Below are 14,221 nucleotides of genomic sequence, written 5' to 3'. Positions count from 1 at the left end.
TCCGAAGCCGAGAGAGGACCATGTGCGCGATTCGAGCGGTCAGCCACGGTCAGCGGGCGCCGATCTCTGCGGCCCACGGGTAGTACAGGAACGCCATCGACGGGGAGACGCCGGTGATGCGCTCGCCTTGGAACACGGACAGGGGTCCGGTGTAGAGCGGAAGCCAGGGCAGCTCGGCGTTCGCGATCTGCTGCGCCTTCGCCGTCAGCTCGCTCCGCGCCGCCGGGTCGTCCGTGGCGATCGCCTGGTTCACGACCTCGTCGAACTCCGGGTCGCTCCATCCGCCGTAGTTGCTGAACTCGCCCGTGCGCAGCACCGAGTACATCTCCAGCGCGTCGGGACTGGAGAGGTACCAGCTCGTGTAGAAGAGGTCGACTCCTTCCCTGGCACTGGGGTCGGAGAACAGCGCCGTGTACGCCGCTGGACTCACCGACTGGATGTCGACCTTCAACCCGATGGACTGGGCGGCCGCGGCGACGGCCTGCGAGATGACGGCGAAGTCGTTGCCGATCGGCGCGGTCACATACGTCAGCTCGGCACCCTCCGCACCCGCCTCGGCGATGAGCTTCTTCGCGTCCTCCAGATTCCGGTCGTAGTGCGTGATGTCGTCGAAGGCCGCAGTGCGTGCATCGTCGGAGGCCTCGCGCCACACCGTCTCGGTCGTGAACACGTCTGTGACCTCGCCGATCCCGCGCACGGCCGCCTGCAGCATGCCTTCGCGGTCCATCGCGAGCAGCAGTGCTTTGCGCACCCGCAGGTCGCCGAGCGGGCCTTCGAGGTCGCTGATCACGACGTTGCCGACCGCGGTCGACGGTCCGAACAGCGCATCACCCTTGCCCGACGCCTCCAGCTGCGGCACGGCCTCGAGCGGGATCATCCAGCCGCCGTCGACGCTGCCCGACTTCAACGCGTTGACCCGCGCGGTCGCATCGCCCATGAAGACGAACTTCACCTCGCCGGAGCGCGCCCTCAACGCGTCGTCCCAGTAGTCGTCGTAGCGGGTCAGGGTGATCGACTCCCCCGATTCCCACCCCGTGAACGAGAACGGACCGGTGCAGTTCACACCGCCGGTCGAGTTGCCGTAATCGGCTCCCTTCTCGGCGAGCGTCGCCGCTGACTCGACCACTCCCGCGGATCCGCCCATCGAGAGGTTGAACTGCGAGTCGGGACCCGACATCGTCACGGTCACCTGACTATCGCCGGTCTGCGCGATGTCGACCACGTTCTGATACACCGAGAACCACGACGAGCCGACCGCGGGATCGAGGTGCCGCGACATCGAGGCCACGACGTCGGCCGCCGTCAACGGCGTGCCGTCGTGGAACGTCACGCCCTGCCGGATGTTGTACACCCACGTCTCCGGAGTCGGATGCTCGAAGGACTCGGCCAGCGCGGGGGTGAGCGAGAAGTCGGGGTTCAGCCGCAGCAGCGACTCGCACACGTTGGCGAGCACCTGGTTGTCGGCGTAGTCGAAGGCGTACGCGTAGTCGAGGGAATAGGGCTCGGCGTAGCTCGCGAACGTGAACGAGTCGATGTCGCCACGGGGCGCAGCCGTCTTCTCGGTGATGGACCAGTCGATCGATGCCCCGTCGCCGCCACCGCCGGTCGAGCCCGCGGGGCTGCACGCCGCGAGCGCGGCGACGGTCGCGATGCCGGTGATCAGGACGGCGCCGGTGCGGACGCTGGTGCGGGGATGGACGATGGTGCGGGAACGGAGCGAGCGGTGCATCAGGACTCCTTACGGGTGGGGGCGGGATGAGCGGCACGGGAGGCGGCCGCCGCGGTGTAGACCGGCTTCCCCTCGATCCAGGTCGAGGTGACCCGCGTGCGATGGATGTCGGCCTCATCCACGTCGAACGGGTTCGGGTCGAGCACGACGAGGTTGGCGAGGTATCCCTCTCGGATCCTGCCGGTGTCGTCATCGCGCCGATTCACGTAGGCGCTGCCCGATGTGTACGCGGCGAGCGCGGTCTCGAGATCGAGGCGCTGGTGGTGTCCGCCGAGCGGTTCGCGGGTGGATCCCGGGTACGCCCTGTTGACCGCGATGTGGATGGCGGCGATCGGGTCGGCACTCGACACCGGCCAGTCGCTACCTGCGGCGAAGCGCACACCAGCGCGGGCGAAGTCGCCGAACGGATACTGCCGCGCCTCCTGCCCCTCCTGCAGGAACGGCAGGGTGAGCTCGTCGAGCTGATCCTCGTGGGTGGCCCAGAGTGCCTGCAGGTTGGCGATCGCCCCGAGGTCGGCGAACCGCGGGATGTCGGCTTCCGCCACGATCTGAAGGTGTGCGAGGTGATGCCGGCCATCCGTGGCACCGTTGGCCTCGTGCGCGACGTCGAGAGCGTCCAGCGCCTCGCGCACTGCCCGGTCGCCGAGGGCGTGCATGTGCACCTGCTGGCCCGCGGCGTCGAGGGCGACCACGTAGTCGCGCAGCTTCGCCGGCTCGATGAAGCTGAGCCCGTGGTTGCAGGTGTCGTGTCCGGTCTCGTCACGGTAGGGGGTGAGCATCGCGGCGGTCTGGTTCTCGGCGACACCGTCGACCATGATCTTGGTCGTCCCGAGGTCGAGTCGACGGTCCGGTCGCGACTCCGCAGCCCGTTCACGCCGCTCGACCATCCGCTCGACCTGCTCGATGCCACCGTCGCGCACCCACCACTGGGCTCCGACCACGTGCACGGCGAGCGTCCCCTCCTGGAGCGCGCGTTCATAGGCGGCGAGCGGGTCGGAGATCCCGGCCACGTTCGCGGCGACCATCGCGTCCTGCCAGCCGGTGATCCCGAGGGCGATGAGTTCCTGCTGGGCACGGAGCAGGCCCTGGTAGGCGAGCTCGTCGGAGGTCGTGGGGCGCACGTGAGCGAACAGGTCACCCGCTCCCTCATGGAAGGTACCCGCCGGGAAGCCGTCGGCTTCGCGGACGATGCGCCCGTCGGCCGGGTCCGGGGTGTCAGCGGTGATGCCCGCTCTCTCGATCGCCGCGGTGCTCGCCCAGGTGCTGTGATGATCCCTGCTCTGCAGCAGTACAGGACGGCCACCCGCTGCCTCGTCGAGAAGGTCGCGGGGCGGGTTCCCTCCGGGGAAGTGGTCCATGCTCCATCCCCCGCCGAGGATCCACTCCTCCTGCGGGTTCGCGTCGGCGTACGCTCGCACCAGCCGGGCCGCATCGGCGGCGCTCGTGGACTCCGACAGGTTGCACTGGAGAAGCTCGATGCCGCCGCCCACCGGGTGGATGTGCGCGTCCTGGAACCCCGGGCTGAGCAGTGCTCCCCCCAGATCGATCCGCTGCGCGTCGTCGGAGGCGGCGTCGTCCAGCTCGTGTTCGGGCACGACAGCGGCGATGCGCCCCTCGCGCACGATCACGGCGTGCTGCTCGAGCGGAGCACCGCTGCCGGTGAACACGGGACCACCGTGGAAGATCAGTTCGCGCGCCATCGTGCGCCTTTCTTCGTCGTCGAAGTTGCGGGATGGCGATAAAGCTATCCGGCGTCATCATTCATGTCAACACTGTTGTCACATGTGTGGTGAACTTCTATCCTGCTATCAGCGATCGCGTCCGCTCATGGCACGATGGAGCGAGAAGACCGGAGAGACGATGGCGAACAGCAAGGCCCCCACCCGCGTGCGGCTGGACACCGCGATGATCATCGAGGCCGGGAAGGAACTCGCCGCCACCGGCACGTCCTCCCTCTCGGTGCGCGACCTCGGCACCCGTCTCGGCGCGGACCCCACAGCGATCTACCGCCACTTCGCGAGCAAGGACGCACTGATGGGCGCACTGCTCGACGAACTCAACGGCGAGGCCGCTGCGGCGGTCGATCTTCCCCTCGACGACTGGCGAGGACGCCTGCGCATGCTGGCCGAGTCCACGCTGGAGTTGTTCACCCGATACCCGGCGATCGGCGCGGAAGCGACCACCCTCACGACCCACGGACCCGGAGAGCTCGCCGCCATCGAACTCATGCTCGATGCCTTCCACCGCGCCGGCCTGCGCGGGCAGGACCTCGTGCGTCACTACGCCCTGCTCGCCTCCCACGTGCTCTCCGGCGCAGCCGGCATCGCCCGCGCACGCGCCGACCGCGACGTCGACGCCGGCGACAGCCCATGGATCGATGCGCCTCTGCTGGCAGACCCCCGACAGTTCCCGCTGATCGCCGAGAACAGCGTGCGGCTCGCCGAGCTGCAGGACCGCGAGCTGTTCCTGCTCGGGGTGGATGTGATCATCGACGCCGCTGCGCGCACGGCCGAGCGCCACTGAGCGTCGAGCTCTTGCGCTCCAGATAGTTTTGTTGCAAAACTACTCCTCGCCGCCGACGACGCGGCGCGAGGGAGAGATCGATGAAGATCATCATCATCGGCGCGGGCATAGGCGGACTCGCCGCAGCCCTCAGTCTGCACGACGCCGGATTCCGCGACATCACCGTCTATGAACGCAGCAGTCGCATCCGCGGCCTCGGGGTGGGCATCAACCTGCTCCCCCATGCGCTGCGGGAGCTGAGCGAGCTCGGCGTCGCCGACGACATTGCCGCGCTCGGTGTCGCCCCCACCACGCTCAGCTACTTCACCCGCCGCGGCCAGCCGATCTGGAGTGAGCCCCGGGGACTGGCCGCCGGGTACCGCTGGCCGCAGCTTTCGGTGCACCGAGGCCGCCTGCAGCTCACGTTGCGCGACCTCGTCGAAGAACGCCTGGTCGAGCCGATCCGCCTCGGTCATCGCCTCATCGGGATCGCCTCGAACGCCGACGGCACCGAGACGGCACGCTTCGCGACGGCAGACGGCGACCACGAGGTCACGGCCGACGTGATCGTCGGCGCGGACGGCATCCACTCCGCATCGCGCGCCCTCCGGTACCCCGACGAAGGGTCCCCGCCCTGGAGCGGGCTGACGCTCTGGCGAGGAGTGACGCGCATTCCGGCATTCCTCGACGGGCGCACCATGATCATGGCCGGCGACGGCGACCAGAAGTTCGTGGCGTACCCGCTCGCGGAGCCGTCGCCGGATGGACGGATGCAGGTGAACTTCATCGCCGAGCGGCGTATGCCGGGGTCCGGCGACGCCGACTGGAACCGTGCGGTCGATCCTTCGCCGATCGCCGAGATGTTCCGTGGTTGGACGTTCGACTGGCTCGACATCCCCGTCGCGATCGATGCAGCGGACGAGATCCTCGAGTACCCGATGGTCGACCGTGATCCGCTGCCGCGATGGTCGTTCGGAGGTACGACCCTCCTCGGAGACGCCGCGCACGCGATGTATCCCAACGGCTCGAACGGGGGTTCCCAGGCCATCATCGACGCGCGCACGCTGGCATTCCACCTGGCGACGGCCGATACCGTGGAGCAGGCACTCACCCGCTACGAGGAGGCACGCCGCCCCGCGATGACGGCTCTGCTCGCGGGCACCAGGGCCACCGGACCCGAGCGGGTGATGCAGCTCGCCGCGGAACGGGCACCGGAGGGCTTCGACGACATCGACGATGTGATCCCCCTCGAGGAGCGCGAACGCATCGCCGCCGACTACAAGACCGCTGCCGGCTTCCTGCCAGAAGCGCTGAACGAGCGCCCGTCGCTGAGCGTGCGCGCATGACCGCGTCCGACTCCGCGCAGGTACGCGCCAGCGGGCTCGACACCGGTTTCGATGCCGCGCGTCTCGCCGCCGTGATCTCGCCGCTGCGGCGGACGCTGCTGGCGGCGACACGGGCGGAAGCCGGGCTTCCCGAACTCGCCGAAGCACAGATCGACGTGCTGCGTACGCTGCCCCGCGGTACGAGTCGGGGTCCGGCTGACATCGCCGCTCAGCTGCGCCTGAGCCGGCCGACCGTGAGCAACCTGCTCGGCACCATGCAGACGGAGGGCCTGATCGAGCGCGACCTCGACCCCTCGGACGGTCGCCGCGTCGTGGTGCGCGCCTCGGCACGGGCCCTGGGGCTGTTCGACCGATTCGACGCCGTGCACTCGGCCGTGGTCGCACGGGCGAGCCGCGAGCTCGACGACAGGGACCGTGCGGCCCTCGACGCGGCGCTTCCCGCCCTCGAACGTCTGTGCGCCGTGCTCACGGCGCCTCGAGAGCACTCCTCCTCGACCCCTTCGGACGCCACATGACCACCTTTCACGATCACCTTCCCGTTCCCGCGCTCGAGTCCGCCTTCGACGTCTCGGTCGATCTCGGCCCGCTGGAGGATCACGGCATCACCAGCACCGGCCATCGCCGGGTCGTCCCGATCCTCGGCGGGTGCATCACCGGCATCGTCGAGGCCGAGATCCTCCGCGGCGGAGCCGATTGGCAGCTCGTCCGCCCCGACGGCACGATCGAGATCGACGGCCGCTACTCCGCGCGCACCGCGTCCGGTGACCTGCTCCTGCTGCATGCGAAGGGGGTGCGCGCGGGCTCGGCACCCGTGCTCGAGCTGCTCGGACGGGGAGCGGATGTGGATCCCACCGCCTATTACTTCCGCACGACGGTCACGATCGAGACGGCGGCGCCCTCCCTCGTCGACCTCCAGCGACAGCTCTTCGTCGCGGCCGCCCAGCGACGCAGCAACGCCGTGCACTACCGCGCCTATCGCGTCAGCTGATCCCGCGGACGCTTTCGAATCGCGCGAATGGTTCCATCCCTCCAGGGAATGGAACCATTCGCGCGATTCGAACCCGGGTCAGGTCGCTCGCAGCAGCGGACGCACGGACGCGTAGGCGTCGGGGACGTCGCGCGTGGGTACGTCGTAGACCCGGGCGATGCCCGCGGCACCCCGATGGCGCGGCCACCCGGGGTCCCCTCCCTCGATGAACGCGACGGCCGCTCCGTGCACCTCGTCGGCCAGCTCCTGCGGAGGGTTCGGTCCGGCGAGCGGCTCCATGGCAGGGCCGTCGAGGCAGTCGAAGAAGAACGGCACATCGAGGCAGTGCTCGGCGAAGCCGAAGTGCCCTGATGGCCAGGAGAACCGGTACAGCCAGGTGGGTGCCGAGCCGCGGTCGGCGAGCACGTTCAGCAGCGCCGTCCGGAACATCCGGTCGGTCAGCAGGCGCCCGCCCAGGCGCGCTTTGCCGAGACCCGCGATGTCGGCGTTCGCCGCGAGGTACTCCCTCCGCACGGCTTTCGGCAGTCCCAGCTTGTTCAGCAGGAGCGACCTCGGCACCCAGCGCAGTTTCTTCTCGGCCCCGGAGAGGACCATCGTGAACTCGTCGTCCGTCGCCCCGAGGACCAGCGGCTTGTCCGCGCCGACGCCGGCCCGCAGAGCCTCGCGCGTGGAGCGCGGCAGCAGATCGCCGTCGACCGTCGGACCGAGCGGGAGCCCCTCGTCGATCACGCTGCCCACGGAAGAGGGCCCGAGCTCCGTGGCCTTCTTCTGCAGTTCGAGGATGCGCTCTTCGCGCAGCGACGAGAACCCTGCCACGGTCGGCTCGACCCCTGCCGCCGCGGCGAGCGCACGCCCGAAGGCCTCCGACCGTGCGGCGCTCACATCGGCGAGCGCGCCCGAGATCGCATAGACCCCGTGGAACAGGTGCTGCGCCTGCTCCATGCCGAGCAGGGTGAGCACCGCGCCTCCGCCCGCGGACTGTCCGGCGATCGTGACGCGCGAGGGATCCCCGCCGAACTCCGCGATGTTCTGCTGCACCCATTCGAGGGCGAGCAGCCAGTCGCGCACACCACGGTTCGAGGGCGCATCCTCGATCCAGCCGAAGCCGTCGAAGCCCAGCCGGTAGGAGAGCGAGACCGTGACGACGCCGTCGCGGTTGAAGTTGCGCCCGTCGTACCAGGGGCTGGCAGGCGAGCCCGCGAAGTAGCCGCCACCGTGGATCCACACGAGTACCGGGAGCCCACTCCCCTGCTCCGCTCGGCTCGGGTTCGGGGTGAACACGTTCACGTTGAGCGTGGCGTCACCCTCGATGCTCGGCTCGGGGATGAGCGTGACGCCGGGGTCTCCGCGCTGCGCGGTCGCCGCGAACTCGAGCGCATCGCGCACGCCCTCCCATGGCGCCTTCGGCACGGGTGCCTGGAAGCGCAGTGCACCGACCGGTGCTTCGGCGAACGGGATGCCGAGGAAAGCCGCCGATCGGGGATTGCCCCGCCCTCCCGTGGTCGGACGCCAGCGGCCACGCACTCGTCCCGCGGCCGTGGCCACCTCGACGAAGTCGGCGGTCGTCTCGGAATCGGTATCGGTCATGACAGTATTCTCCCGGTCGTTCCCGGTCATCAGCGCACTCCTCTGATCGGCGCGGTCGCCGCGGCGGCGAGGATCACGAACACGATCGCGAAGACGAACAGCATCGCGTAGCCTCCGAGCGCCGTGATGATGACGCCGCCGATCGCGGGGCTCAGGGCCTGCGGAACGTTGGTCGCCACGTTCAGGATGCCGAGGTCCTTTCCCGCGGAGACGCCCTCGTTCGGCAGGACCTCGGTCATGAGCGCGGCGTCCACCGACATGTACAGCCCGAACCCGACACCGTTGATGATGCTCATCAGGATCATGCCCGTCATGTTCGGCTGCAGCAGCGGCATCGCCAGCCCCGCCACCATCACGACGGACGCGGCATAGATGAACACCTTGCGGCGACCGACCCGGTCGCTCCACCACCCGGAGAGACCGATGGCGACCAGGGTTGGGATGAAGGCCACGAGGGTGAGCGTGACGACGGCGCCCTGGGCCTCCGCCAGGGGCAGCCCGATGTAGTCCGTGAGCATGTACAGCTGGTACGAGCTGACGACGAAGTAGCCGAGGATCAGCAGGAACCGCGCCCCGAACGCCCAGGCGAAGTCGGGGTGACGGCGCGGATCGATCCAGAAGCCCCGGAAGAAGGCGCCCCATCGGAACGGGTCCACCGCGGCGTGCCTCGACGACCAGTCTCGGTTCACCACGGCGAACAGCAGTGCCGCCACGATCACCGCACCACCGAACGCCGCGTAGCCGATGCCGATCCGCGCGGCGAAGGCGCCGGCGAGCATGATGCCCACCGTCATGCCGACCTGCGTGCCGATACCGATCATCGCGCTCGCGCCGCCGCGCTTCGATCGCGGGAACCTGTCGGCGGTGATGGCCGTCAGCGGAGCCTGGAAGAAGTTCAGCGCCACCTGGATGATGACCCAGAACACCGTGATCCAGAGGATGTCGTTCAACGAGCCCATGCCGAACAGGAAGATGCCGCCGACGATCGCGCCGAGCACCATCCACGGCACTCGCCGTCCGAACCGCGAGCGCGTGCGATCGCTCAACGCCCCGACGATCGGCTGCGCGAACAGCGTGAAGACGAAGGAGATCGTGGTCACGACAGCGAGGTTGCCGACCTTGTTCGCCTCGTCGATCATCAGCACCTGGCTGGGCAGCAGGATGGCGATGAGTCCGCCGTACGTGGCGAACAGGGTCAGCGAGGCGATCAGCAGACTGGGCAGCAGCCGCCGATTCGCGGGCGGGCTCGCCGCCGGTTCCCCCGCGGCGGGCGGAACGGCGCGGATGCTGCCGGTCGGGGCGATTTCAGCGGCGGGGTCGAGCGGGGACACGGACATGTCGGCTCCTCGTTGAGCGTGATCGATTCGTTGAGCGTGATCGGGTCAATACCAAACAGTGTTTGGTATTCGTCGGACATGTTGACAGATCGTCGACTCTCCGCGCAAGCGTTTCACGAACGTTGTTTGGTTTTTGTGATCCGACCGTGACGGTTACCCTGGAGCGATGGCTACACGGGGGGCATACGCGAAGGGCGTGGCCAAGCGCGAGGAGATCCTCGAGGCCGCGCTCGCCGTCGTGGCCGAGCACGGTTACCGCAAGGCGTCGGTCCGGGAGATCGCGGACGCCGCCGGACTCAGCCCGGCGGGCCTGCTGCACTACTTCGGCAGCAAGGAGGAGCTGTTCGTCGCGATCCTCCGCGCCAGAGACGACCGCGACGAGCAGCAGTACGCCGGCGAAGACGCCTCGGCCGCGTTCCTCGCGGTCATCCGTCACAACGCATCCGTCCCCGGTCTCGTGCAGCTCTACGCGCAGCTGGCCGCCGAAGCCGGAGATCCTGCCCACCCCGCCCACGCCTACTTCCGTGAGCGCACCGAACGCATCGAGACCTTCACCCGCGCTCAGCTCGTCATCGACCAGGAACAGGGGCGGATCCGCGCCGACCTCGACCCGGCATGGGTCGTCCGCACCCTGCATGCCTTGGCCGATGGGCTGCAGGCTGCGTGGATGCTCGACCCCTCGCTCGACATGGCCGCGGAGATCGAGCGGTTCCTCGTGCTGCTCCGCCCCTCCTGACGAGCGGTCGCGGCTACTCCGGCCGGGTGTGGTTCAGCGAGGCGATGTCACCTCGGCGTGCGGCATCCGCGTCTTCATGATCCTGACGGCCTCGGGGTTGTCGTCGACCAGCACGGCGTCGCGTCCGAGCGCCGAGGCCACCGCCCCCGTCGTCCCACTGCCCGCGAAGAGGTCGAGCACACGGTCGCCAGGACGACTCGACGCCGTGACGATGCGCCGCAGGATCCCCTCGGGCTTCTGCGTGGGATAGCCGGTCTTCTCCCGACCGGTGGTGGGCACGATCGTGTGCCACCACACGTCGGTCGGCAGCTTGCCGCGTGCCGCCTTCTCGGCGGTGACGAGCCCAGGGGCCATGTAGGGCTCGCGGTCGACCTCGTCGGAGTTGAACACGTACCCTCGCGGGTTCTTCACATACACCAGGATCGTGTCGTGCTTGGTGGGCCAGCGACTGCGCGACTTGGCGCCGTAGTCGTACGCCCAGATCAGCTCGTTGAGGAAGCAGTCCCGGCCGAACACCGCGTCGAGCATGACCTTCGCGTAGTGCGCCTCCCGATAGTCGAGGTGGAGGTACAGGGTCCCGTCGTCGGCGAGCAGCCGCCATGCCTCTTCGAGCCGTGGCATCAGGAAGGAGCCGTAGTCGTCGAAACGGTCGTCGTAGGCGCGCAGCATCCCGCGCACCCGCTCGTAGGCGTGGCCGTGGAAGCCGTGCCGCACCTCCACCGCGAGGTCGGTCTCGGCCGCCGCCTGTCCGGAACTCAGGAGTACCGGCGCCGTGTCGCCCGCCTCAAGGGCCGGAGTGCCCGGTTCGGGGTCTTCGTCCTGAGTCGTGGGCCTGCGATGAGCGGTGACCACCTGTCGCTCGCGCGTGCGGCCGGTGTTGAACGGCGGGTCCAGGTAGACGAGCGTGAACGAACCGGAAGGCAGGGTCGCGGCGACGGCGAGGTTGTCACCCTCGACGATGGTCACCGCGCCCGGCAGGATGACCGGCGCCGTCACGGCACCCGATGCAGCCATGCCTCGGTGGCGAACTTCGACTCGACGAGCGCCTCGGCGTCGGCGTACTCGTCGGCCGAGATCGATCCGGTCTCGGCGTCGGTCAGCGAGCGGAAGGTGTCCTTGAACCGTTCGATGATCTCGGCCCGCTCGAGGCCGGTCTGGCTGCGCAGCGGGTCAACGCGCTTGGCGGCAGAGGCGGTGCCCTTGTCGCTGAGCTTCTCGCGGCCGATGCGCAGCACCTCGGTCATCACCTGACCGTCGATGTCGTACGACAGGGTCGCGTGGTGGAGCACTCCCCCGTTCGCAAGCCGCTTCTGAGCGGCCCCGCCGATCTTGCCGGTGGGGCTCGCGATGTCGTTGAGCGGCTGGTAGACCGCGTCGATACCGAGCGAACGGAGCGCCTGCAGCACCCAGTCGTCGAGGAAGGCGTAGGAGTCGGCGAAGGTCATCCCCGCCACGAGCGAAGCCGGCACGTACAGCGAGTAGGTGATGATCTGCCCTGCGGCCATGAGCATCGCCCCGCCGCCGGAGATGCGCCGAACGACGTCGAATCCGTGCTTCGCAGCGCCCTCGGGGTCGACCTCGTTGCGGTAGGACTGGAACGATCCGATCACGACGGCCGACTCGTTCCACTCCCAGATGCGCAGGGTGGGACGGCGACGCCCCTCACCCACGCGGGAGGTGAGCACCTCGTCGAGCGCGAGATTCATGCGCGGCGACGCAGCCTTCTCGTGCACGATCTCCCAGTCGAAGTCGCGCCACCCGGGGGCGGTCACGAGAGCACGACGCACCGCCGTGCCGACCGCCTCGGGCGTGAAGCCGAGCAGCTGTGCCCCCTCGGGCAGCGCGGCACGGACGGCCGCGGCGATCGTGCTCGCGTCCGACTCCACGGGCAGACCGTCGACCGCGGCGTTGATGTCGTCCAACGCCGAGTCCGGCTCGAGGAAGAAGTCCCCGGCGAGCCGGAAGCGGGAGATCCGGTCGCCCTCGACCTCGAGGTCGACGACGACGAGCTTTCCACCTGGGACCTTGTATTCACCGTGCACGGTTACAGCTTAAGGCGCGCGGCCCCTGCTCCGGCGGGTCAGCCTCCGAGCACGACGACGCGCTCACCCGCGCGGATCGGCGTCGAGTAGCGGTTGCCTGCGGGTGGGAGCGGGCATACGAACTGATCGGAGAATGCACACGGCGGCAGATAGGCGCGGTTGAAGTCGATCACGGCCGTGCCGTCCGCGGCGGGTTCATCGACCGGCAGGAACCGGAAGCGGTAGGTCTCGAGCCCGTTCGTCCCGTCGGCGAATACGGCGCTCAGTGCGCCCTGGCTGCTCCTGGTCACGGTGAGCGTCTGCGGTGCCCCTGCCAGCTCGAAGCGCAGTCGCCCGGCGACGGGGGTCTCCCGCGCGTCGCCGTCGACCGACGTGATCACGATCCGCTCACCCGGGGTCTCCTCGAGGACCGCCGGCAGGCGCCAGCGCTCGTCGGGGGCATAGGCGTCGATCGCGGTGAACCACTCGCGCTGCGGACGCGCCGGATTCAACACCCGCAACGCGATCGTGCCGTGGCGTTCGAACACGCGCAGTTCACGGCGCCCGAACCGGATGCTCTCCGTGCCCCGCAGCGTGACGGTGGAGCCCGCCTGCCCGAGTTCGCTGCCGCGGATGCCGCCGTCGCCGGTGAGCGCCCAGAGTCCGGGGATCCCCTCGACCGCCGCCGCCTCCGTGATGAGCCAGTTCGTCGACTCGAGCGCCGACGGACCGTACTCCGAGCCTGCATACCGCTCGCGGGACGCGTGCCAGTCCTGCCAGTCCTTCACGAAGCTCATCGGAGCGCTCCCTCCCGTGCGGGGTGCCGCTGTTCGGGCCACCCCACGCTCATGCGCGGAACATTGCCCCGAATCTACGGTGACCCCGCAGCGCGCGGGACGCCCGTGTCACACGCCTTCACCGCGCGTCATGCCGCGTCACATCCGCACCTCGCGGGAACATCTCGCCCCCACATCCTCGCCCCCAGACCCACGCTCACCGCCGAGACCCACTGTGGCCAGCGGTCGCCACAGTGGGTCTCGGCGAAGAGCATGGGTTTCGGCGGAGGAGCCGGGAGCTCAGCGAGCAGGTGAGCCGGGAGCTCAGCGAGCGGGGATGTGCGTGTCGAGCCAGGCGAGCACGTCGGCGCGCACCTCGTCCTGCTGCAGCTCCGCGAAGATCTCGTGGCGCGCGTCGGGGTAGACGAGCGTGGTGACGTCGGTGAGACCCGAACGGTTGCGGTATTCGTCGGCGAGCTTGTGCACGCTGCGCGGTCCGCCCACCGGATCATCTCGCCCGACCAGCAGGAGCATCGGGATGTCATGCCCCCTGTCCTTGGCCGGACGACCGTAGAGCTTCGCCGCCTCGATCGGGCCGAACAGCTTGAGCAGCGGCACGTCGGTGGTCAGCGGATCCTCGTCGAACGCGGCCCACACGGCGGGGTCGCGGCTGAGCCATTCCAGCCCGGTCGCACCCTCACCCGCCCAGCGCGCATTCAGCGGAGCGGCGTTCAGCGAGCCCGGCATGCGCAGTGCCGAGCCGGACAGGATCACCGCGTCCCACGCATCGGGGTGCTCGTTGACGAGCATCTGTGCGAGGAACGATCCCCACGAGTGCCCGAGCAGCACGAGCGGCAGATCGGGGTTCTCCTCGCGGATGATGCCCGTCAGCTGCCAGACGGCTTCCACAGCCGCACGCAGTCCGCCCTTGCCCAGACGGCCGAGCTTCTCCGGGCCGCCGTGCTGGCGGATGCCGGTGCGGCCATGACCGCGGTGGTCGTCGGCGTAGACGTGGAATCCGGCAGCCGTGAGCGCGGTGATCAGCGCCCCGTACCTCCCCGCATGCTCTCCGACGCCGTGCAACAGCTGCACCACACCGCGTGGGGTTCCCTCGGCGGGATGGACGTCGTAGACGATGTCGACACCATAGGCATCGGTGAACTCGCGGGTATCCATCACGGTGCGAGCCTACCCATCAC

Annotated in this window: 13 protein-coding genes; 5 read left to right on the top strand and 8 right to left on the bottom strand. The window is 69.1% G+C overall.

Annotated elements, in window-relative coordinates; translation table 11 throughout:
• Window positions 1-49: 49 nt before the first annotated feature.
• Window positions 50-1,729: an ABC transporter substrate-binding protein gene (locus RN51_RS12750; RefSeq protein ID WP_045264440.1), complete on the bottom strand. Its 1,680-nt coding sequence runs from the start codon at window positions 1,727-1,729 to the stop codon at window positions 50-52.
• The gene (locus RN51_RS12745) at window positions 1,729-3,429 is read right to left on the bottom strand and encodes an amidohydrolase (protein WP_045264439.1); all 1,701 of its coding nucleotides are present in this window, start codon (window positions 3,427-3,429) and stop codon (window positions 1,729-1,731) included. The genes RN51_RS12750 and RN51_RS12745 overlap by 1 nt, the downstream gene beginning before the upstream one ends.
• A gap of 127 nt (window positions 3,430-3,556) precedes the next feature.
• Here RN51_RS12745 and RN51_RS12740 point away from each other — a divergent pair, with 127 nt between their 5' ends.
• From RN51_RS12740 to RN51_RS12725, 4 genes are all read left to right on the top strand, one after another.
• Entirely contained in the window at window positions 3,557-4,252 is a 696-nt protein-coding gene (locus RN51_RS12740; RefSeq protein WP_045264438.1) for a TetR/AcrR family transcriptional regulator, read from the top strand.
• 80 nt (window positions 4,253-4,332) lie between these two features.
• Entirely contained in the window at window positions 4,333-5,577 is a 1,245-nt protein-coding gene (locus RN51_RS12735) for a flavin-dependent oxidoreductase (RefSeq protein ID WP_045264437.1), read from the top strand.
• Window positions 5,574-6,092, top strand: a complete 519-nt coding sequence (locus RN51_RS12730) for a MarR family winged helix-turn-helix transcriptional regulator (RefSeq protein ID WP_045264436.1) — start codon at window positions 5,574-5,576, stop codon at window positions 6,090-6,092. Before RN51_RS12735 ends, RN51_RS12730 begins: the two co-directional genes overlap by 4 nt.
• Window positions 6,089-6,565 carry a DUF3237 domain-containing protein gene (locus RN51_RS12725; protein WP_045264435.1) on the top strand — a complete coding sequence of 159 codons (477 nt, stop codon included), beginning with the start codon at window positions 6,089-6,091 and terminating at the stop codon, window positions 6,563-6,565. The genes RN51_RS12730 and RN51_RS12725 overlap by 4 nt, the downstream gene beginning before the upstream one ends.
• 78 nt (window positions 6,566-6,643) lie before the next feature.
• On the opposite strand, the gene RN51_RS12720 is transcribed toward RN51_RS12725, so the two are convergent.
• Together RN51_RS12720 and RN51_RS12715 are read right to left on the bottom strand one after the other, a co-directional pair.
• Window positions 6,644-8,152 carry a carboxylesterase/lipase family protein gene (locus tag RN51_RS12720; RefSeq protein WP_045264713.1) on the bottom strand — a complete coding sequence of 503 codons (1,509 nt, stop codon included), beginning with the start codon at window positions 8,150-8,152 and terminating at the stop codon, window positions 6,644-6,646.
• 29 nt (window positions 8,153-8,181) lie between these two features.
• Window positions 8,182-9,489, bottom strand: coding sequence for an MFS transporter (locus tag RN51_RS12715; protein ID WP_045264434.1), 1,308 nt, complete (start codon window positions 9,487-9,489; stop codon window positions 8,182-8,184).
• A 166-nt stretch (window positions 9,490-9,655) separates the two neighbouring features.
• Between RN51_RS12715 and RN51_RS12710 the strand changes: the two genes are divergently transcribed.
• Window positions 9,656-10,225 (top strand): TetR/AcrR family transcriptional regulator, encoded by a 570-nt coding sequence (locus tag RN51_RS12710; protein ID WP_082066584.1) that lies wholly within the window; start codon window positions 9,656-9,658, stop codon window positions 10,223-10,225.
• Between the two features lie 33 nt (window positions 10,226-10,258).
• Here the strand turns inward: RN51_RS12710 and RN51_RS12705 are convergent, their stop codons facing one another.
• From RN51_RS12705 to RN51_RS12690, 4 genes are all read right to left on the bottom strand, one after another.
• A complete protein-coding gene (locus RN51_RS12705) occupies window positions 10,259-11,239 on the bottom strand; it encodes a DNA-methyltransferase (RefSeq protein ID WP_045264432.1) in 981 nt (326 codons plus the stop codon).
• Window positions 11,218-12,267: a lipoate--protein ligase family protein gene (locus tag RN51_RS12700; RefSeq protein WP_045264431.1), complete on the bottom strand. Its 1,050-nt coding sequence runs from the start codon at window positions 12,265-12,267 to the stop codon at window positions 11,218-11,220. Before RN51_RS12700 ends, RN51_RS12705 begins: the two co-directional genes overlap by 22 nt.
• Before the next feature lie 38 nt (window positions 12,268-12,305).
• Complete coding sequence (locus RN51_RS12695) at window positions 12,306-13,043, bottom strand: DUF1684 domain-containing protein (protein ID WP_045264430.1); 738 nt, start codon at window positions 13,041-13,043, stop codon at window positions 12,306-12,308.
• Between the two features lie 303 nt (window positions 13,044-13,346).
• A complete protein-coding gene (locus RN51_RS12690) occupies window positions 13,347-14,198 on the bottom strand; it encodes an alpha/beta fold hydrolase (RefSeq protein ID WP_045264429.1) in 852 nt (283 codons plus the stop codon).
• Between the last annotated feature and the right edge of the window lie 23 nt (window positions 14,199-14,221).

It is taken from the genome of Microbacterium oxydans, from assembly GCF_000956405.1.
Lineage (GTDB): Bacteria > Actinomycetota > Actinomycetes > Actinomycetales > Microbacteriaceae > Microbacterium > Microbacterium oxydans_C.
This window is presented reverse-complemented; position numbering and strand designations above follow the sequence as displayed.